This is a genomic window from Polynucleobacter sp. TUM22923 (assembly GCF_030295705.1).
Classification (GTDB): domain Bacteria; phylum Pseudomonadota; class Gammaproteobacteria; order Burkholderiales; family Burkholderiaceae; genus Polynucleobacter.
Genome location: NZ_AP027274.1, coordinates 1,713,266 through 1,731,880, shown reverse-complemented (window position 1 = coordinate 1,731,880; position 18,615 = coordinate 1,713,266). Strand labels below are relative to the sequence as shown.

The 18,615-nt window shown below is 46.4% G+C and carries 20 protein-coding genes; 10 read left to right on the top strand and 10 right to left on the bottom strand.

Annotation, left to right across the window (positions count from 1 at the left end):
* The first annotated feature begins 51 nt into the window (after positions 1–51).
* Positions 52–1,035 (top strand): acrylyl-CoA reductase (NADPH), encoded by a 984-nt coding sequence (acuI, locus tag QUD86_RS08850; protein ID WP_286296780.1) that lies wholly within the window; start codon positions 52–54, stop codon positions 1,033–1,035.
* Positions 1,036–1,039: 4 nt separating this feature from the next.
* Here acuI and QUD86_RS08845 read toward each other — a convergent pair whose 3' ends face one another.
* The gene (locus tag QUD86_RS08845; RefSeq protein WP_286296778.1) at positions 1,040–1,213 is read right to left on the bottom strand and encodes a DUF1289 domain-containing protein; all 174 of its coding nucleotides are present in this window, start codon (positions 1,211–1,213) and stop codon (positions 1,040–1,042) included.
* A 69-nt stretch (positions 1,214–1,282) separates the two neighbouring features.
* On the opposite strand from QUD86_RS08845, the gene QUD86_RS08840 reads away from it, so the two are divergent.
* Entirely contained in the window at positions 1,283–2,362 is a 1,080-nt protein-coding gene (locus QUD86_RS08840) for an MBL fold metallo-hydrolase (RefSeq protein WP_286296777.1), read from the top strand.
* Here the strand turns inward: QUD86_RS08840 and QUD86_RS08835 are convergent.
* Positions 2,286–2,735: a PhaM family polyhydroxyalkanoate granule multifunctional regulatory protein gene (locus QUD86_RS08835; RefSeq protein WP_286296776.1), complete on the bottom strand. Its 450-nt coding sequence runs from the start codon at positions 2,733–2,735 to the stop codon at positions 2,286–2,288. The genes QUD86_RS08840 and QUD86_RS08835 overlap by 77 nt on opposite strands.
* A gap of 75 nt (positions 2,736–2,810) precedes the next feature.
* Here QUD86_RS08835 and QUD86_RS08830 point away from each other — a divergent pair, with 75 nt between their 5' ends.
* Both QUD86_RS08830 and metH read left to right on the top strand, forming a co-directional pair.
* Positions 2,811–3,875: a homocysteine S-methyltransferase family protein gene (locus tag QUD86_RS08830; protein WP_286296775.1), complete on the top strand. Its 1,065-nt coding sequence runs from the start codon at positions 2,811–2,813 to the stop codon at positions 3,873–3,875.
* A complete protein-coding gene (metH, locus tag QUD86_RS08825; RefSeq protein ID WP_286296774.1) occupies positions 3,872–6,625 on the top strand; it encodes a methionine synthase in 2,754 nt (917 codons plus the stop codon). The genes QUD86_RS08830 and metH overlap by 4 nt, the downstream gene beginning before the upstream one ends.
* 28 nt (positions 6,626–6,653) lie before the next feature.
* Here the strand turns inward: metH and QUD86_RS08820 are convergent, their stop codons facing one another.
* Positions 6,654–6,971 (bottom strand): DUF1840 domain-containing protein, encoded by a 318-nt coding sequence (locus tag QUD86_RS08820; RefSeq protein WP_286296773.1) that lies wholly within the window; start codon positions 6,969–6,971, stop codon positions 6,654–6,656.
* 35 nt (positions 6,972–7,006) lie between these two features.
* On the opposite strand from QUD86_RS08820, the gene argS reads away from it, so the two are divergent.
* From argS to QUD86_RS08805, 3 genes are all read left to right on the top strand, one after another.
* Entirely contained in the window at positions 7,007–8,752 is a 1,746-nt protein-coding gene (gene argS, locus QUD86_RS08815; protein WP_286296771.1) for an arginine--tRNA ligase, read from the top strand.
* Between the two features lie 72 nt (positions 8,753–8,824).
* Complete coding sequence (locus QUD86_RS08810) at positions 8,825–9,430, top strand: SPOR domain-containing protein (protein ID WP_286296768.1); 606 nt, start codon at positions 8,825–8,827, stop codon at positions 9,428–9,430.
* Positions 9,427–10,083: a thiol:disulfide interchange protein DsbA/DsbL gene (locus tag QUD86_RS08805; RefSeq protein ID WP_286296767.1), complete on the top strand. Its 657-nt coding sequence runs from the start codon at positions 9,427–9,429 to the stop codon at positions 10,081–10,083. Before QUD86_RS08810 ends, QUD86_RS08805 begins: the two co-directional genes overlap by 4 nt.
* A gap of 24 nt (positions 10,084–10,107) precedes the next feature.
* On the opposite strand, the gene QUD86_RS08800 is transcribed toward QUD86_RS08805, so the two are convergent.
* The 5 genes from QUD86_RS08800 to QUD86_RS08780 are packed head-to-tail and all read right to left on the bottom strand — an operon-like array spanning position 10,108 to position 14,910.
* Positions 10,108–10,881 carry an SDR family NAD(P)-dependent oxidoreductase gene (locus QUD86_RS08800; protein WP_286296766.1) on the bottom strand — a complete coding sequence of 258 codons (774 nt, stop codon included), beginning with the start codon at positions 10,879–10,881 and terminating at the stop codon, positions 10,108–10,110.
* Positions 10,878–12,173: an SAM-dependent methyltransferase gene (locus tag QUD86_RS08795; RefSeq protein ID WP_286296763.1), complete on the bottom strand. Its 1,296-nt coding sequence runs from the start codon at positions 12,171–12,173 to the stop codon at positions 10,878–10,880. The genes QUD86_RS08800 and QUD86_RS08795 overlap by 4 nt, the downstream gene beginning before the upstream one ends.
* Positions 12,170–12,955 (bottom strand): DUF1365 domain-containing protein, encoded by a 786-nt coding sequence (locus QUD86_RS08790; RefSeq protein ID WP_286296760.1) that lies wholly within the window; start codon positions 12,953–12,955, stop codon positions 12,170–12,172. Before QUD86_RS08790 ends, QUD86_RS08795 begins: the two co-directional genes overlap by 4 nt.
* The gene (locus QUD86_RS08785) at positions 12,956–14,344 is read right to left on the bottom strand and encodes an NAD(P)/FAD-dependent oxidoreductase (RefSeq protein ID WP_286296757.1); all 1,389 of its coding nucleotides are present in this window, start codon (positions 14,342–14,344) and stop codon (positions 12,956–12,958) included. It abuts the gene before it with no gap.
* Positions 14,344–14,910 (bottom strand): glutathione peroxidase, encoded by a 567-nt coding sequence (locus QUD86_RS08780; RefSeq protein WP_286296753.1) that lies wholly within the window; start codon positions 14,908–14,910, stop codon positions 14,344–14,346. Before QUD86_RS08780 ends, QUD86_RS08785 begins: the two co-directional genes overlap by 1 nt.
* 98 nt (positions 14,911–15,008) lie before the next feature.
* On the opposite strand from QUD86_RS08780, the gene rfaE2 reads away from it, so the two are divergent.
* Positions 15,009–15,500 (top strand): D-glycero-beta-D-manno-heptose 1-phosphate adenylyltransferase, encoded by a 492-nt coding sequence (gene rfaE2 / locus QUD86_RS08775; protein ID WP_286296749.1) that lies wholly within the window; start codon positions 15,009–15,011, stop codon positions 15,498–15,500.
* Positions 15,501–15,530: 30 nt separating this feature from the next.
* On the opposite strand, the gene QUD86_RS08770 is transcribed toward rfaE2, so the two are convergent.
* A complete protein-coding gene (locus QUD86_RS08770; RefSeq protein ID WP_286296747.1) occupies positions 15,531–16,352 on the bottom strand; it encodes a type III pantothenate kinase in 822 nt (273 codons plus the stop codon).
* On the bottom strand, positions 16,349–17,149 hold the full coding sequence (locus QUD86_RS08765; protein ID WP_286296744.1) for a biotin--[acetyl-CoA-carboxylase] ligase: 801 nt from the start codon (positions 17,147–17,149) through the stop codon (positions 16,349–16,351). The genes QUD86_RS08770 and QUD86_RS08765 overlap by 4 nt, the downstream gene beginning before the upstream one ends.
* Before the next feature lie 37 nt (positions 17,150–17,186).
* On the opposite strand from QUD86_RS08765, the gene QUD86_RS08760 reads away from it, so the two are divergent.
* Entirely contained in the window at positions 17,187–18,281 is a 1,095-nt protein-coding gene (locus QUD86_RS08760) for a VanZ family protein (protein WP_286296742.1), read from the top strand.
* A 12-nt stretch (positions 18,282–18,293) separates the two neighbouring features.
* Positions 18,294–18,602 (top strand): (2Fe-2S) ferredoxin domain-containing protein, encoded by a 309-nt coding sequence (locus tag QUD86_RS08755; protein ID WP_286296739.1) that lies wholly within the window; start codon positions 18,294–18,296, stop codon positions 18,600–18,602.
* The last annotated feature ends 13 nt before the right edge of the window (positions 18,603–18,615 follow it).

The following is an 18,615-nucleotide window of genomic DNA, read 5'->3' as shown; positions in this document are numbered from 1 at the left end:
ACGGTTATGGCGTCAGTTGTAAAGATTGCGACGTATTTAAAAGGAAAAGATATGTTTAAAGCTATTTTGGTAAATAAGGATGATCAAGGTTATCGCACTGAGCTTGCTCAGGTAGACGAGGCCAGCCTTCCCGAAGGGGATGTCAGGGTCAGGGTGTTGTACTCCACGCTCAATTACAAAGATGGTTTGGCTATTACGGGCAAAGGTCCGGTGGTGCGAAGCTTTCCTATGGTTCCCGGTATTGACTTTGCGGGTGAGGTAATGGAAAGCAGTAGCCCCGACTTTAAAGTGGGCGATATGGTGCTCTTAAATGGCTGGGGCGTCGGTGAGGGCCACTGGGGCGGCTTAGCTCAGCAGGCATGCGTAAAAGCAGATTGGCTCATTCCTTTGCCCAAAGGATTTACACCCAAGCAAGCTCTGGCTATTGGTACGGCAGGTTATACCGCCATGCTGTGTGTCATGGCATTGCAAAAGCATGGGCTCAAGCCAAGCGATGGCGAGGTTTTAGTAACGGGCGCTGCCGGTGGTGTTGGCAGTTTTGCTATTACGCTCTTAAGTAAATTAGGTTTCACCGTGGTTGCTAGCACTGGCCGCATGGTGGAGGCAGATTATTTGAAGAAATTGGGTGCTGCTGAAGTGATTGATCGTGCCATCTTGTCTGCCCCTGGCAAACCATTGGCTAAGGAGCGTTGGGCTGCGGTGGTCGATAGTGTTGGCAGTCACACCCTAGCTAATGCCTGTGCGCAAACAAAAAGCGATGGTGCTGTTGCAGCCTGTGGGCTTGCTCAGGGCATGGATTTTCCCTCCAGTGTTGCACCATTTATTTTGCGTGGCATAACCTTGTACGGCATTAACAGCGTTACCGTGCCGCGCGCAAAACGAATTGCTGCCTATGAACAATTGGCTTCATTGGTAGACCTACAAATTTTAGAAGCAATCTCTCATGAAATTAGCTTGGAAGAGTCTATCAAATACGCTTCAGAGTTGATTGCAGGTAACGTTCGCGGCCGCGTCGTTGTTGACGTGAATCGATAGGCGATTAGCCAGCTTGGGATTTGCGAACCTCTAAGGTTTCCCAGACCCCAAGCTTCTCTGAATCCGATAGATTGGACCAATCAGCAATTTCAGAAAGTGTGCGAAAACAGCCAAAACAGTAACCATTTTCTGGATCGATATCACACCAGTTGATGCAGGGCGATGAAATTGTTGTCACAATATTTTCAGTAAAAAGAGATGAGATTGAAAATGAAAGAAAAAAGAACAGAACGGCTAGATATTCCTCATGAATAAATCTTCACAAGTAAATACTGAAATTCATTATCCCTTAGTAGATGCCCTTCCACAAATTGGCGGCACGATAGAGCTGGAGCCTGGTGTGCGCTGGCTACGCATGCGTCTTCCATTTGCCTTGGACCATATTAATTTATGGCTCTTGCGCGATGTATTTGAAGGGGTTGAGGGCTGGACGATTGTGGACTGCGGTATTGCCAACGATGAAACCCAAGCTGCTTGGGAGCAAATTTTTGCAACGCAATTAGAGGGCTTACCGGTTGTGCGGGTGATCGTGACCCATATGCATCCAGACCATATTGGTCTAGCGCAGTGGCTCTGTGAAAAATGGCAGGTCCCTATGTGGATCTCGATGACCGATTACTTAACCGCGCAATGGCTCAGTCATAAAGAGGGCGGCGCTTCTGTAGGTGCTAGGGCTGGTGGCGGGGGCTCTGCAGATCATTTTCAGAAACATGGATTAAGTGCGCCTGAGGATTTAGAAAAGATTCGGGCGCGCTCTAGTTATTACAGCAATATGGTACCGGGCGTTCCGCATCAATATCGTCGCATTGTTGATCATGAAAAGATCTTAATTGGTGGCCATGAGTGGCAAGTCATTATGGGGTTTGGTCATGCGCCGGAGCATGCCTCTTTATATTGTGGCGCCTTAGGCGTCCTCATTTCTGGAGACATGTTGTTACCCCGTATTTCTACAAACGTTAGTGTCTATGATGCTGATCCGGATGCGGATCCTTTAGGTCTGTACCTCAGCTCATTAGATCGATACCTACCTTTGCCTGACGATACTTTGGTATTACCATCGCATGGCAAACCGTTTACCGGAATGAAACCACGCATTGCGCAGTTGAAAGCGCATCATGATGATCGCTTGGCAGAGACCATCGGTGCCTGTCAGACACCAGCAACAGCTCGTGAGATCATCCCAGTGTTATTTAAGCGAGAGCTCGATATTCACCAAATGACGTTTGCAATGGGTGAAGCAATCGCCCATCTTAATTACCTACTTCGTCGAGGTGTGTTGCGTCGCCAGCTTTGCGAGGACGGCGTTTTGCGGTTTTCCGTGGCTTAGTTGTAGTGCTTGCCTTTGGTGTCCTAGCTCCTGAATCTTCAGTCGTTCCGGTTGCTGCAGCTGCCGAAGCGGAAACAGCATCCCCAAAAGATTTGAGTGCCATCATGGTGGCATGTTGTACTTCTAGGCCTTGGATAGTAGATTTTAGGATATTAAGGTTGAGGTTGAGCCAATTTTCAACGCTTTTGAGGTCTTTAATACGCTTCTCTAGCTCATCGGTATCAAGGCCGGGGAATGCAGCGCCAAAGCCCCCAGATGCCTTAGAGGCGTCTGTAGTGAAGGGAAACTGACCTGGTTGACCAGCTCCTCCCTGACCCCACATGGTTTTAAGCATTTCAAGGCTTTGATTGAATTCGGGAATAGTTCCAAACATGGGTGGCTCCGGGTGAGATAAAAATAGCGTTTACCAATAGAATAAGAGATTCTAGAGAACAATTTCGGTCAAGCAATGCAATCTAATGGTTTATCCCAGTCTTATACTCGTGGCCAGATACTTCCTGAGCTTCTAAAGCAGCGTATTCTGATTTTGGATGGTGCTATGGGCACGATGATTCAGCAATATAAGTTGAGCGAGTCAGACTATCGTGGACTTCCTACTAGTCAACGGTTTGCTGACCATGCGAGCGATGTGAAGGGAAATAATGAATTATTGGTTCTAACCCAGCCCCACATTATCAGCAAGATTCATGAGCAGTATTTAGATGCTGGTGCGGACATTATTGAAACCAATACGTTTGGTGCAACCTCGGTAGCCCAAGAGGATTACAAAATGGCTGGCTTGGCACGAGAAATGAATATTATTTCTGCCCAATTAGCCCGGGCTGCATGTGAAAAATATAGTACGCCCGATAAACCCCGTTTTGCTGCTGGAGCCATTGGGCCCACACCGAAGACGGCCAGTATTTCTCCAGATGTAAACGATCCAGGTGCGCGCAACGTCACCTTTGATGCGTTGCGTGCTTCATATCGCGAGCAGATTGAAGGACTGTTTGCTGGCGGTGTTGATTTGTTTTTGGTTGAAACTATTTTCGATACCTTGAATGCAAAAGCCGCTTTATTTGCTTTGGATGAATTCTTTGAGGAAACGGGCGAGCGTTTGCCAGTGATGATTTCGGGAACGGTAACAGATGCTTCTGGACGGATTTTATCTGGCCAAACAGTAGAGGCATTTTGGAATAGCTTACGTCATATTAAGCCGCTGACTTTTGGTTTGAACTGTGCTTTAGGGGCTGCACTGATGCGCCCTTATATCGCGGAACTGGCCCGCATCTGCGATGCCGCAGTTTCTTGCTACCCCAATGCAGGTTTGCCTAACCCGATGAGTGATACCGGGTTTGATGAGACGCCTGACATTACTTCAAGTTTAGTTGATGGATTTGCAAAAGATGGCCTTGTTAATCTCGTTGGTGGATGCTGTGGAACGACGCCTGATCATATTCGTGCAATTGCACAAGCAGTGGCTAAGCGTAAGCCCCGCGTTTTCTATCGTGAAAGTGTGGAGGCGTCAGCATGAGTAATCAAAAAAATGAATCTGCAATACCTTCAATGAGACTCTCTGGATTAGAGCCGTTTAATCTCACAGGGGATTTGCGTTTTGTCAATATTGGGGAACGCACAAATGTCACGGGATCTAAAGCTTTCTCCCGCATGATTTTAAATAATCAATTTGACGAAGCCTTAGCGGTGGCAAGACAGCAGGTCGAGAATGGCGCTCAAATTATTGATATCAATATGGATGAAGCGATGCTGGATTCTGAGGCGGCAATGAGTCGCTTCTTAAATCTGATTGCCTCTGAGCCCGATATTGCACGAGTTCCTATCATGATTGATTCCTCAAAGTGGAGCGTGATTGAGGCTGGCCTTAAGTGTGTTCAAGGTAAGCCGATTGTGAACTCTATCTCCCTGAAAGAGGGTGAAGAGTCTTTCAGAAAACAGGCGCGCTTAATCCGTCGCTATGGCGCTGCCAGCGTTGTCATGGCATTTGATGAGGCGGGTCAAGCAGATACGTTTAAGCGTAAGACCGAAATTTGCCAGCGTTGTTATGAGATTTTGGTTAATGAACTTCATTTCCCGGCCGAAGATATTATTTTCGATCCTAATGTCTTTGCGATTGCCACCGGTATTGAAGAGCATGATAACTATGCAGTAGATTTTATAAATGCTACGCGCTGGATTAAAGAAAATCTTCCCGGTGCCAAAGTCAGTGGCGGTGTATCAAATGTGAGTTTCTCATTTCGCGGTAATGATCGTGTGCGTGAGGCTATTCACACTGTGTTCTTGTATCACGCCATTAAGGCGGGTATGGACATGGGGATTGTCAATGCAGGTCAACTCGGGGTGTACGCTGACTTAGACTCAGATTTACGAGAGCGGGTTGAGGATGTTGTCCTGAATCGCTTTAAAGAAAAAGAGGGCAAAACGCCAACTGAGCGATTACTCGATATTGCCGATCAATTTAAAGGCGGTGGCGCTAAACAAGTGGAGAACTTAGTTTGGCGTGAATCTACAGTACGTGATCGCTTGACGCATGCTCTGGTCCATGGCATTACTAACTTTATCGAAGAAGATACAGAAGAGTTGCGCGCCCAAATTATGGGTTCTGGTGGTAGGCCAATTGAGGTGATTGAAGGCCCACTCATGGATGGCATGAATGTCGTTGGTGATTTGTTTGGCGAAGGAAAGATGTTCTTGCCGCAGGTTGTCAAAAGTGCGCGCGTCATGAAGCAGGCTGTAGCAATTTTGATTCCCTATATCGAAGAAGAAAAGCGTCTACATATTGCCTCGGGCGGAGAAGCAAAAGCTAAAGGCAAGATTGTGATGGCCACGGTTAAGGGCGATGTGCACGATATTGGTAAAAATATTGTGACGGTGGTGCTGCAATGTAATAACTTTGAAGTCGCCAATATGGGCGTAATGGTTCCTTGTGCAGAAATCTTAAAGCGTGCTAAAGAAGAAAAAGCGGATATCGTTGGTTTGTCGGGTTTGATTACCCCTTCGCTAGAAGAGATGACTTATGTTGCGCAAGAAATGCAACGGGATGATTATTTCCGTGAGCGTCAAATCCCATTGATGATTGGTGGTGCGACAACTTCACGTGTACATACCGCTGTGAAGATTGCCCCGCACTATGATGGACCAGTAGTTTATGTGCCAGATGCTTCACGGTCTGTTTCTGTAGCATCGAGCCTACTTTCAGATGAAGGCTCAAAGAAATTTATTCAAGATTTGCGAGATGATTACGTTCGTATTCGTGAGCAACATGCAAATAAGAAGGCGGCGCCAACGATTTCTCTGGAGGCTGCACGTAAGAATCGCGAGTTGATTGATTGGGTAGCCTATGTGCCTGAGAAACCAAAGTTTATTGGCCGCCGTATTTTCAAGAATTTCGCTCTTAGCGATATCGCAAAATATATTGACTGGACTCCTTTCTTTCAAACTTGGGATTTAGCCGGAAAGTTTCCAGCGATCCTGGATGATGAGATTGTTGGGGTTGAGTCGCGCAAGGTATTTGAAGATGCTAAGGTGTTATTGGATAAGTTGATCAAGGGACAATGGATACAGGCCGATGCTGTTGTTGCTTTTTACCCCGCCAATACTGTCGGCGATGACATCGTTTTGTATAGCGATGAAGCGCGTGAGCATCCGCTATTTGTATGGCATAACTTACGCCAACAAGGTGAGCGTCCGGTAGTCGACGGGGTACGCCGCCCCAATCGTTGTTTGGCGGATTATGTGGCCCCTAAAGATTCACGGGTTGCGGATTATCTAGGTTGCTTTGCGGTCACTACTGGCCACGGCGTGGAAAAGAAAGTTGCAGAGTTTCAGGCAAAGCACGATGACTACAGTGCCATTATGTTGAAAGCCTTAGCAGATCGTTTGGCTGAAGCATTTGCGGAGTTAATGCACCATCGCGTACGTACTGATCTCTGGGGTTATGCAACGGATGAGTTATTGACCAATGATCAGATGATCGATGAGCAATATCGCGGCATACGTCCCGCACCAGGCTACCCTGCTTGTCCAGCGCATGAGGTAAAGCAGGATTTATTGCGTGTCATCGGGTCCGAAGATATCGGAATGACCTTAACCGAGTCTATGGCCATGAACCCAGCATCTAGTGTGAGCGGTTTTTACTTGGCTCACCCAGAAGCCCGTTATTTCAATGTGGGCAAGGTTTCCGCTGATCAGGTTGAAGATATGGCAAAGCGCAGAGGTGAAGATGTTCAAGATATTCGCCGTCAATTGGCGAGCTTGATCGATTAAATCAGGGGTGATGCCGGCGCGATATTTTCTAAACGCCCCACATCACTGGCTCACCTTTTTCTTTAGCTTGTTTCATGAGCTCCAGAAAAGGATAGGCGCGTTGGCCTAGTCGGTCTGCCAGTTTTGGCCTCTTGCCACCCTCTTGGCCTCTTAAATCGTGCTGGGCGCGATCTTCTAGGTCTTTCAGGATGGCAGTTTCTAATAAGTTGATCAGGGCAGGGAGCTGCTCTACTGTCAGAATCCCCCTGGGCTCGAGTGGGCGATTCAAGAGATCAAATATGCGCTGACTGAGATCAGCCAGCATGATGACATCTGGACCTGCCTTTGAGCGAAATTGATAGATCATTTCTATAGCTTACCACCTGATAAACTCATTAAACTATGTTGTTAACTAATAAAAATCGTTTAATTGAGATGCTCAGTGCAGTGCTTCAGGGCTTGGCCCAGGAGCGCAACTTAGCAGATACACCCCAACCCCGCCTGGAGCGCCCTAAGGCGGTGGATCATGGCGATGTCGCATGTAATATTGCACTTCAGCTATCCAAGGCGTGGAAGCTAAATCCAAGGGAGTTGGCCCAAGCCATTGTTGAGCGTTTGCAACAGCAAACTGGATACGCCGACCTTATTACTAGTTGCGAGATTGCTGGTCCAGGATTTATTAATTTTCGCCTAACGAATACTGCCAAAACAACGGTGATTGAAGAAATCTTGACAGCAGGCCCTACATTTGGGCGGGTGATGCCAGGCGTTACTCCAGTCAGCAAAGCGATGATTGAGTTCGTTTCTGCCAATCCAACGGGGCCATTGCATGTTGGCCATGGTCGCCAAGCAGCGCTCGGTGATGCGCTAGCCAATTTATTGTCTACACAGGGAATTGATGTGCATCGTGAGTTTTATTACAACGATGCAGGTGTACAGATCGCAAATCTAGCCCTTTCGGTGCAGGCGCGTTTAAACGGCTTAAAGCCAACAGATCCGGGTTGGCCAGAGCAGGCTTATAACGGTGAATATATTGCGGAGATTGCCGCTGCATATTTAGCATCGCCAGCTTATCGTGTTGACTTATCAGATGCAGATAAGGTTGAGGCAATTCGACAATTTGCAGTGGCTTATTTGCGTAATGAGCAGGATATTGATTTACAAACTTTCGGCGTGAAGTTTGATTGCTACTACTTAGAATCTTCTTTATACACCGATGGCAGTGTTGCTCAAATTGTGGATGATTTGCAGAGTATCGGTAAGACTTATGAATCCGAGGGTGCCCTCTGGCTTAGAACAACGGATGATGGCGATGATAAAGACCGTGTGATGCGTAAGTCTGATGGTAGCTTTACCTACTTTGTACCTGATGTGGCGTACCACACAAGCAAATGGCAGCGTGGTTTTGAGAAGGTCATCAATGTGCAGGGTAGCGACCATCATGGCACTATCGCTCGCGTGCGCTCTGGATTGCAGGGCGTAGCTAAAAAACGCGAGTGGGATATTCCAAAAACGTACCCTGATTATGTCTTGCATAAGATGGTGACAGTAATGCGTAATGGTGAGGAAGTAAAAATTTCTAAGCGCGCAGGATCTTACGTGACTGTGCGTGATTTAGTGGAGTGGTCTGGTGGTGTTACTCCAGAAATGACGACTAGTGAGCGTGAGCTCGCATTGCAACGGGGAAGAGATGCTGTTCGATTCTTTTTGATTTCTCGTAAAGCGGATACCGAGTTTGTATTTGATATTGACTTGGCCCTTCAGCAGAATGATGAAAACCCTGTTTTTTATGTGCAATATGCGCATGCACGGATTTGCTCTATTTTGAGCCAATGGGGTGGACAACGATCCGATCTCAAAGCCGCAGACCTCTCTTTGCTGCAAAGTAAGGCTTCAGATCGTTTATTGCGGCGTTTAGCTGAATATCCAGAAATGCTGACAGATGCAGCCGCAGATCTAGCGCCACACGCCTTAGCATTTTATTTACGTGATTTAGCAGGTGATTTCCATACTTTTTATAGCGCAGATCGAGTACTAGTTGATGATCCTGCCTTAAAACTGGCTCGTTTGGCTTTGCTATCGGCTACTCGCCAAGTCTTAGAGAATGGTTTAAAACTACTGGGTGTCTCTGCTCCAGCTAAGATGTAAGCTATACGATTAAAAGAACAGTGATAGTCATGCGCAGTGCAATATATGAAGGATAGATACGCGATGAAAAAAATGAATCTACAGACAAATGCATCGAGTTCAGAATACGGCGGTACTATTCTGGGTTTTATTCTGGGTCTAGGTGCCGGTCTAGGAATTGCATTTGTAATTGCCTTTTATCTTTCTAAGAACACGCCCCAGGAGCGCCCTGGTATTCGTGCTCCGAATCTGCCGTTAACTATTAAGTCAGGAGCAGCCCCCGCTGAAGGTGAGGCCGCCCCTGTTACTGAGCCTCTAGATCTGAATAGGCCACTTCAAGGTAAGTCATCTGCGCCTGCTGCAAATGCACCAGATCCAATTGGCGACCTTGCAAATGGTAAGAAGCCTGCAGATGCCAATACTGCACCTGCTACACCTGCTCCACCCACTGCCAAAACAGATGCAATTTATTTTCTACAAGTAGGCGCATTCAATAAGCGTGCTGACGCAGATGCACAAAAAGCGAACCTAGCCATTCAAGGTATTCAGTCGCAACTCAGCGAAGTTAGTAGTGAAGGTAACACCTTGTGGCGCGTTCGCGTCGGTCCCTACAATAGTGTTGACGAAAGTAATCCGGTGCGTGATAAGTTGACTGGCATCGGCATTAAGCCAACCATCATTAAAGCTAGCAAATCATGATCTCTTTTTCTAAGCGTACTTTCCTTTCCTTCACGGCAGTAGTGTTGACGGGCTCTTTTTCCGGTTTAATAAACGCCCAGAGCGCTAAGATCGAAGAGGGGTTTGACTACCGCATTCTTCCCATAGCTCAGCCAGTAGAGACCCAGGGAAAGGTCGAGGTCATCGAATTTTTTTGGTATGGCTGCCCACATTGTTTTGATTTTGAGCCGGAGTTAAGTGCGTGGGTAAAGCGCCAACCTAAAGATGTCACCTTCCGGAGAGTTCCGGTTGCCTTCCGCGATGACTTTATGCCGCACAGCCAGTTATTCTATGCCCTAGAGGCTATGGGCAAAGGTGATGCCATGAACGAAAAAGTCATGTATGCCATGCATAAGGAAAATAAGCGCCTCTTGACTGAAAACGAGATCGCAGATTGGGTCACTACCCAAGGCATCGATCGCAATACTTTTTTGGCCACTTATCGCTCATTTGCTGTAGTTTCCAAAGCCCGTGCTGCAAGGCAATTAGCTGAAACTTATCGTATTGATGGTGTGCCGACTATTGTGATGCAGGGGCGTTATGTGACTTCGCCTTCCATTGCCGGTACTAAGGCAAAGGCCATTGCTGTTATGGATTATTTAGAGATCTTGATTCGTAAAAACAAGTACAAGTGAGCTGGGTTTTATAGTGCGCAGTTCTTATATTTTGACGAAGCGCCTAACAAACCAGAAGTAGAGTGGATAAGGCAGAATTCTAAGAAATTTCAGAAAACCTGAAAATCGTTTAGGAAAGTGAATGTCAAATTTTCCAGCAGAGATGCCTGCTAGTATTTCAGTAGCAGCTTCTTCGGCAGTAATCAGTGCCGGCATTTCAAAATCATTTTGAGCGGTAGCTTCAGTTGCAACAAACCCTGGTGAAATCATGTGTACGCTTACGCCTTCGGGGAGTAAATCGTAATATAGGGTTTCACAGAAGTTGATGATTCCTGCTTTGCTGGGACCATAGGCTAGAGCCTTTGGTAGCCCGCTATATCCAGCTACACTTCCTACAATGGCAATATGGCCAGAGTGGTTTTTGAGCATATCAGGCAGTACACAAGCTACTGCACGCATGGGGCCTAATAGATTGGCATCTACAGTTTGTCGTGCAAGTTCAAAATCAAAATTATCAGCACGCAAAGGGGTATAGACTCCAGAAACAAACAGTAGCAAATCTACGCCACCCCATTGCTCAACAATAGTTTGATAGGCCGTATTGATCTGTGCAGTATCGGTGATGTCTGCTGGCACGACCAAGGTGATTCCTTGTACCGAGTTTTCTAGTGCAGTGAGGCGCTCTTTGCGGCGGGCGGAAATAGCAACCCTTGCTCCCGCATTCGAGAGGGCTCTTGCACAGGCTTCTCCAATACCGCTCGATGCACCAATGATCCAAATTCGTTGATTAACAAAGCTCTCAAAGCCATTTTGTTTCATGGGGTCAGCGCCTTTGTAGTGGAAGCGGAGGATTGATGGCTGAGGGTAAATTGCACGACATCAATATTCTTCTCAGAAAATCCTGCAGCACAATACATGAGGTAGAAATTCCAGAGGCGTACAAACGCCTCATCAAAGCCAAGCTGGTAAATGGCATCTATTTTTTCATTGAAGCTGTCTCTCCAGATGCACAAGGTTCTGGCGTAGTCGGCTCCAAAAGGAAACTCTGCCTCTACTACCAATCCAGCACTGGCTGCTGCCGCCTCAAACTTAGCGCGTGATGGAAGCATGCCACCCGGAAAAACATATTGCTGAATAAAGTCGGTACTGTTGCGGTAGCGCTCGAATAGCTCTTCGGCAATCACAATAGTTTGAACACATGCCTTGCCGCCTTGCTTTAGGCGCTGGGAAATCATCTTAAAATATTCGCCCCAATGGGCTTCCCCAACGGCCTCAAACATTTCAACAGAGGCAATGCCATCAAATTCCTCTGAGCAATCACGATAATCTTGGAGGCGAACTTCAAATTGCGCTGTATTTTCTATTTCAGATTGAACATGACGAAGGCGATTGTCCGCAAATGCTTTTTGTTCAGTCGATAGAGTTAAGCCGGTAATGCTGTTACCGTTACGAAGAGCCTCCTCCATTACGCCACCCCACCCACAGCCAACCTCTAATAGGCGATCGCCGGGTTTGGCATCGATTGATCTGAGAATACGCTGAATCTTTGCGCGCTGGGCATCCAATAAAGTCTGATTATTGCTTTCCGAAAACCAGGCGCTTGAATAGCTCATAGTAGGATCTAGCCACAGGGTATAAAAGGCATTCCCTAAATCGTAGTGCGCATGAATATTTTTCTTGCTGCCAGATTTTGAATTATCGCGTAACCAATGTTTTAAGCGATAGATTAAAGAGCCAAACCAGCTGCCGTAAATGACTTTCTCTAAGATGGTGCGATTGCGGATCGCTAGCTCAAGGAGGGCCTTGAGATCTGGCGTGTTCCATTGACCTCGAATATAGCTTTCAGCAAAACCAATATCACCATGAGATAAGACTTGCTTAAAAACAGACCAATCCAATATCTGCATTTCTGCCCGTAGTTCATCACTGCGCTTACCAAATTCCTTCACTTCATTATTGGGTAGTGTGAGTACGAGATATCCACTACTCAATTGCCCTAAAAGGCTAAAAATTGCCTCAGAGCTAAAACGGTGTTGCTGTGCTGGCGACGCTCGTTTTGATTGACGGGAAAAGCTGAGACGAGATAAGAGGGATTGACCGGGGCGATTCATCGTGTGACTTCAAGTTCAGGAGGTTTTGGTTTGGAGTGGAAGGGGACACCTTTAGACCACAATTTTAATGCTTGCCAATGAATGCGTCCAATGACTCCTAAGCTCATCAGGGGAAAGCGTAGAAAAGCTAAATAGAGGGCAGCTTTGCTCAAAGGTTGAGATACGCCACTGATGCTGGTGTTAATGAGGGGAAGGCCATCCTCGTGTAACTCAATTCGACAAACAATATTACGTTGAGAGCGACTATCTTGGGGGAATAAAAAGCGAAAGTGGTATTCGCCTTGCACATCACAAAATGGGGATACGTGAAAAACCTTTTTACTGATGAACGTTTGACCGGATTGAATGGATTCCCTGGAATCATGGTGAAGGAGATAGCAATGCCGCTCCCCAAAAGTGTTATTCACTTCAGCCAATACCGCTCGAACCTGACCATTCTTACTAGTGCAGATCCAAAAACTGACTGGGTTAAATACATAACCCAAGACTCTCGGAAAAGTTTGCAACCAAATCTCACCATCAACGTCATCGATATGATTGTCTTGAAGGATTTTTTCGATCCATTGGAGGCTATCGTTATCGCCAATGCCATGATCTTTATCGAAGAATGAAAATAGCCCAAATCGATTGTCACCCAGACCATGTTTGCTGAGTAGTGCTATGTCAGCCTTTCTAGAGCGCATGGGAATGGAGAGGGTAAAAACACCATAAGCAAATACATTTTTTGCAGGACGAAAGCGTCGATGCTGGACTGCTCCAAAGTTGATCGTTGCTAAATGCATTTACTGAGTATCTTGAATTAAATTAGAGCGCACTGGGTGACGAATGCTTTCCATTAGGTCTTTGGCGACAAGCTCGCCCGAGCGTAAACCATCCTCATGAAAACCAAAGCCTGTCCAGGCGCCGCAATACCAGATAGAGGCATTTCCTTGAATTAAAGGCAGCTCTTTTTGCGCCTGCACAGCTTGCATATCAAATACCGGATGAGAGTAATGGATTTCTTTATGCACTAGTTTTGGGTCAGGATTAGTCAGTGGATTTAAGCTCACAATAATCTGAGTGTTTTTGAGTTGATCTGGAAGTGGTTGCAAGCGATTAATAAGATAGTTAACGCTGACATGTTGTTGCGCAGTTGGGGACGCGCCCGCCTTGGCCGTGTAATTCCAGGCAGCCCAGCAGCGCTGATTTTGTGGCAGAAAGCGAATATCTGTATGCAAAATAGCGCGATTTTTTTGGTATGGAACGGCTGACAAAATATTACGAGCAGTCTGATCAATCCCATGAACCAACTCTAATGCCTGATCGCTATGGCAGGCCATAATGACTTCGTCAAACCAGGCGCTTCCAGAGGGGCTAATAACTTCAACTGGCGCGTTCTCTGTTTGGCTGGCATTAACGCGACTGATGGGCTGGCGCACTATTTTGACGTCATGTTCTTCCAATGCAGCTACGAGAAGCTTTACATACTCACGTGATCCACCTCTGACGGTAAGCCATTGAGGACGATTCTGAATTTGTAGGAGACCATGGTTGTGACAAAAGCGCACCATCGTTCGAATTGGGAACTCTAGCATCTGCTCTACAGAGCATGACCAGATTGCTCCAATCATGGGTAAAAAGTAATTCTCTTTGAAGCTTGTACTAAAGCGATTTCGATTTAAGAAATCATGAATTCGTTCATCGGGTTCAGCATATTCATGGTCTGACGAAATTTGATTTTCTGCTAAACGGGTTGCCATGCGGTTAAAGCGTAGGATGTCGTAAGCCATTCTCCAAAAAGAGGGCGATAGCAAATTGGATCGTTGCCCAAAGAAAGAATTGAGATCGTTACCGGCCCACTCAATCTGATGATCTGCACCATTTTTTTCTTTGGCATCAATGGATACAGAAAAAGACATCTCTGATGGTGCAATCGGTACTTTAATTTCCTCGAATAGGCGAACTAAGCGCGGATAAGTTTTTCTATTAAATACTAGAAACCCTGTATCTACCCCATGAGTAATATGGCCTTCATTCGTTTCCATTGAAAAGTCCACAGTATTACTGTGCCCCCCAATGTGACTACCACCCTCAAAGATGGTGATGTCTAAATCGGGATGTTGTCTTAATGCATAGGCGCAACCTAAACCAGAGATACCTGCGCCAATAATGGCTACTTTTTTCTTACCCACTAAATTTTTTCTCCAAGGAGTTTTTCAACTTCGGCAGTTACAGTGCTACTGCTAGGCTTAGTCATACTGCCGTAAGAATCTACGACGTTACCATTACGATCAATGAGGTATTTATAAAAGTTCCACTTTGGCGTCGTCCCTGTTTTTGCGATTAGCATCTTAAAGAGTGGATTTGGATTATTTCCACTTACTGAACTTTTAGCAAACATTGGAAATTTGACATCGTAGGTATTTTTGCAAAAAGCGGCAATATCTTTATTGCTACCAGGTTCTTGCTGACCAAAATCATTTGATGGAAAACCAAGAACGACGAGACCCCGATCCTTATATTTTGCGTATAACTTCTCTAAGCCCTCGTATTGGCTTGTAAATCCACAAAAACTGGCTGTGTTGACAACGAGGACAACCTTACCTTGGTATTGGCAAAGATTCTGTGGTGCTTCATCTTGAAGCCTCGGAAAAGTATGGGATAACAGGGGGCTACAGCTTGGGGCTGCCTGAGCAAATTCTATAAAGGGAACAAGCAACAGGGCGGCTAAAACATAGCGCGCTAAGTGGTGAATCATATGTAGCCTTGAGGATGAGCGGGGTTGTCCGAATGCTCAAGTCTAAGACATTCTGGCAAATATCGTTGAGGTTTCCTCAATACTATTAATATGGCGTTATGACCTCATTATCTCCACCTGTATTTGAGTCCAAAGTTTGTGCTTTGGTAGACCTTGATGACCGTATTGCAGCATTACCAAGACCTATCGTATTTACCAATGGTGTCTTCGATATTCTGCATCGTGGACATGCCAGTTATTTGGCTCAAGCCAGGGCATTGGGCGCAAGTCTAGTGGTCGGTGTAAATTCGGATATTTCAGTAAAAATGCTGGGTAAAGGGGATGATCGGCCAATTAATACTGAGGCAGACCGCCAGGCCCTCTTAGCCGCTCTTGCTAGCGTGGATTTAACAGTATTGTTCACGGAGCAGACCCCAGTAAGCCTGATCGAAAAAATCCGACCCGATATTTATGTCAAAGGTGGAGACTATGAAATTGACGCACTAGAAGAGGCGAAACTCGTCAAATCCTGGGGTGGCGTGGCAATTGCAATTCCATTTTTATATGAGCGCTCTACAACAACCTTGCTAGGCAAGATCCGCAGCGCCTAGATTCCCTTTATGTGGAAATACAGCAAAGTACTAGAGGCTTTGTAACAGCCAGGCCCAGAGGCCGCGTAGCACTAAGCCTTCAATGGGCTCCACAGGTAACGCCGCTAATTCTGAATGTCGTTTGATCTCGCTGGCCAAAATTTTGGCATTGCCACCATCTAGCCAAATGCGTTCAACAGGGTGATTCATTTCTTTTGCTAACTGACATGCGCGAACAATTGCCCCTATTTGAGCCGCATCGCAGCCATCAATAATCGCTTGATCGGTGTTGGTCGCAAAGCTAGCTTGGGTTGGCGATAGATTTGAGCGAATGGCTAGAGGTAATTGTGCGGTATTGCTTTGCAAGCTCTCCTGCATCAAGCTTAAGCCTGGCAATATCCAGCCTCCATAATGCATTCCATTGCCGCCCAATAAATCAATAGTGGTTGCTGTTCCCGTATTAACCACGAGTGTATTGACATTAGACAGGGCCCTCGCCCCAATCAAGGCTGCCCAGCGATCTGCGCCGAGTTTGTGGGGCTCTTCATAGCGTGTGCGCATACCCTCGTAAGGGCTGTCACCAGTAAGCTGTCTCCATTGCAGATCTGTCCATTGTGGAAACAGGGATTGAAGGTTTTCTAGGATGTCATGGCCCGCTACACAGCAAAAGCCTATAGCATCAGGCTTAGGCAAAGTCTTGGCAATGTAATCAGATAACTCTGCGCGGAGTTCTGCTGACTGAAATGATTTGGTAAGAATGGATCCAGAGTAGGCCCACAGTTTTTTGTTACGGTCGGCAGTATTTTGGGTGGACTCAACGGCGGCCCACTTTAGGCGGGTATTGCCAACATCAAATAATAAATAGAGACTCATAGTTGCATTCGTAAAGAAACATCACCAGCATGAATGGCAATGTTTTGGTGCGGTTGGTTTAAGAGCAATGCACCGGAGGAATCTACGCCAGAAGCAATACCATGCAGCGTTTGTGTACCGGCTCCGGGGATATAAATAGCCTGGCCACGAAAAGCATCCCAACGTTCCCAGGCATCTTTAAATGGAGTAAAGCCAGATCGCTCAAATTCAGTAAGGTACTTCTCAAAGGAGTCGATTATCTTGAGCCAAATAAATTCAATATCGGGAACAGGGGCTTCCTTAGAAACGAGCTGCTCTAGTGCAGCAGCGCCAAAGGCCGATTGCCCTTCAAGTTTTTGTTGCAACGCGGTTTCATTTTGAATATTTAAACCTACGCCAATAATCATCCAAGTTGGGGAGCTCGGATTAACTTGGCCCCCCTCGATCAGAATGCCGCCAAGTTTGGCGTTATTGAGCAATAAATCATTAGGCCATTTGAGTCTGAGCCCTTGGTCGAAGAGGGCATTTTCCGTTGTGCCTAGTGCTGCCGCAATGCCGTTAATGACGCACAAGCCAATCACTAAACTCAGACCACTTAACGCATGTGGACGACATGAGAATGGGTAGGCGAGGGAGAAACACAGCGTATCTTCTGCTTGGGCGAGCCAGACCCTACCAGCTCTGCCTTTACCAGCAGTTTGTTGGCGGGCTATCCTGGCGACTGGTTGCTCCAGTGTGCCAGCACGCCAACGAGCCAATAAATCATCATTGGTCGATTGGGTAGTGGCAACACGCTCAAGTAGGCAATTCCAGCTCATTTCTCTATTGTAGAAAGGTCTGCCCTAGAATTGGGGAATGAATCAGGAAGACCAGCGCCCTCGTAAGTTTGTTTGGCCACTCCAGGCTATGCCTTTGGCTAGGGCTATCAGCTTAGGCTACGGGCTTCTGATCTTTTATATCAGTTTGACCCCTTTTGATTTCAACTTTCAAAATGGAATCAGTGTTTTGGCGTGGCTAGAGGCTCCACTACCTCGTTTTATTACGCTTTTTGATGTGTTGGTCAATATCTTGGCCTACATTCCATTGGGCTTTATGTTGGTTTTCGCTTGCTACCCGCGTTGGCGCAATTTTGTTGCTCTAGGCATAGCTTTGATCATCAGTGCCATTTTGAGTTTTAGCGCTGAATCGTTGCAAACTTGGCTGCCAACCCGCATTCCAAGTCAAATGGATTGGTGGGCGAATGTATTGGGAGGGTTGTTGGGTGGCTTACTAGCCATTCCTTTGGGTCCCCAGTGGCTATCCGGTAGCGCCATTCGCCGTCGTTTTGACCAATGGTTTGGAGTGAACTGGGCAGCCTGCGCCTTATTTTTATTATTTCCCTGGTCGCAGATTTATCCTCAAAGCTCTTGGTTGGGTACGGGGGTCTGGGGGCATGCCATATTTGCTTCGGTAGATTGGGGAACGATGGTGATGAATCACGTCGTTCAGGAATCGATCATTACCGCCTTATGTTGGCTGGGTACTGGTTTATTGCTCTCCATGGGGATGCGCTCCAAGGCGCCTCAGTGGAATATATTGAACGGCCTACTTTGCTTAACAGTGCTAATGAAGGTTATTTTTACAACACTGCAATTTGGGGTCGAATTGAGTTTTTTGTGGCTAACGGCAGGTGCAATTTGGGGAATGATTCTGGGCAGTATTTTGCTGAGATGGGCGCTACTTTTATCCAAGGGAAGTAAATTCTGGCTCACGCTTCTTTGCTTACTGAGCGCCACAATAGCGATTAATTTTTTGCCTGACAATCCTTACTTTATTTTGACTCTTAGACACTGGTATCAAGGACGGCTAATACACTTTAACGAACTGATGCAATGGGTTTCAGTGGTATGGTTACCATTAGCCCTGTTTTGGGTTATTCGCAATACATTTGCAGTTCAATTAAAAACTTGATCGATATCTTTTATGAGCTTTCAGCACCATCTTTTTTTCTGCCTCAATGATCGTAGCAATGGTGAGGACTGTTGTGATCGACACAATGCATTTGCGTTGTTTAAATATGCGAAAGATCGCGTGAAAGAGCTCGGACTCTCTGGTCCCGGAAAAATACGTGTGAATAAAGCGGGTTGCCTTGATCGCTGTGCTGATGGACCGGTGATGGTGGTGTATCCCGCAGGTATTTGGTATACCTTTATTGATATCGAAGATATTGAAGAAATTATTCAGTCCCATTTAATTCAGAATCGCCCTGTCGAGCGACTTCAATTGGCTTAGTCGAGTACAGAAA

What these genes read in the sequence shown, in the direction of transcription:
- acuI (WP_286296780.1), top strand. Translation starts at nt 52, where the DNA reads ATGTTTAAAGCTATTTTGGTAAATAAGGATGATCAAGGTTATCGCACT.
- QUD86_RS08840 (WP_286296777.1), top strand. Translation starts at nt 1,283, where the DNA reads ATGAATAAATCTTCACAAGTAAATACTGAAATTCATTATCCCTTAGTA.
- QUD86_RS08835 (WP_286296776.1), bottom strand. Translation starts at nt 2,735, where the DNA reads ATGTTTGGAACTATTCCCGAATTCAATCAAAGCCTTGAAATGCTTAAA.
- QUD86_RS08830 (WP_286296775.1), top strand. Translation starts at nt 2,811, where the DNA reads ATGCAATCTAATGGTTTATCCCAGTCTTATACTCGTGGCCAGATACTT.
- metH (WP_286296774.1), top strand. Translation starts at nt 3,872, where the DNA reads ATGAGTAATCAAAAAAATGAATCTGCAATACCTTCAATGAGACTCTCT.
- QUD86_RS08820 (WP_286296773.1), bottom strand. Translation starts at nt 6,971, where the DNA reads ATGATCTATCAATTTCGCTCAAAGGCAGGTCCAGATGTCATCATGCTG.
- argS (WP_286296771.1), top strand. Translation starts at nt 7,007, where the DNA reads ATGTTGTTAACTAATAAAAATCGTTTAATTGAGATGCTCAGTGCAGTG.
- QUD86_RS08810 (WP_286296768.1), top strand. Translation starts at nt 8,825, where the DNA reads ATGAATCTACAGACAAATGCATCGAGTTCAGAATACGGCGGTACTATT.
- QUD86_RS08805 (WP_286296767.1), top strand. Translation starts at nt 9,427, where the DNA reads ATGATCTCTTTTTCTAAGCGTACTTTCCTTTCCTTCACGGCAGTAGTG.
- QUD86_RS08800 (WP_286296766.1), bottom strand. Translation starts at nt 10,881, where the DNA reads ATGAAACAAAATGGCTTTGAGAGCTTTGTTAATCAACGAATTTGGATC.
- QUD86_RS08795 (WP_286296763.1), bottom strand. Translation starts at nt 12,173, where the DNA reads ATGAATCGCCCCGGTCAATCCCTCTTATCTCGTCTCAGCTTTTCCCGT.
- QUD86_RS08790 (WP_286296760.1), bottom strand. Translation starts at nt 12,955, where the DNA reads ATGCATTTAGCAACGATCAACTTTGGAGCAGTCCAGCATCGACGCTTT.
- QUD86_RS08780 (WP_286296753.1), bottom strand. Translation starts at nt 14,910, where the DNA reads ATGATTCACCACTTAGCGCGCTATGTTTTAGCCGCCCTGTTGCTTGTT.
- rfaE2 (WP_286296749.1), top strand. Translation starts at nt 15,009, where the DNA reads ATGACCTCATTATCTCCACCTGTATTTGAGTCCAAAGTTTGTGCTTTG.
- QUD86_RS08770 (WP_286296747.1), bottom strand. Translation starts at nt 16,352, where the DNA reads ATGAGTCTCTATTTATTATTTGATGTTGGCAATACCCGCCTAAAGTGG.
- QUD86_RS08765 (WP_286296744.1), bottom strand. Translation starts at nt 17,149, where the DNA reads ATGAGCTGGAATTGCCTACTTGAGCGTGTTGCCACTACCCAATCGACC.
- QUD86_RS08760 (WP_286296742.1), top strand. Translation starts at nt 17,187, where the DNA reads ATGAATCAGGAAGACCAGCGCCCTCGTAAGTTTGTTTGGCCACTCCAG.
- QUD86_RS08755 (WP_286296739.1), top strand. Translation starts at nt 18,294, where the DNA reads ATGAGCTTTCAGCACCATCTTTTTTTCTGCCTCAATGATCGTAGCAAT.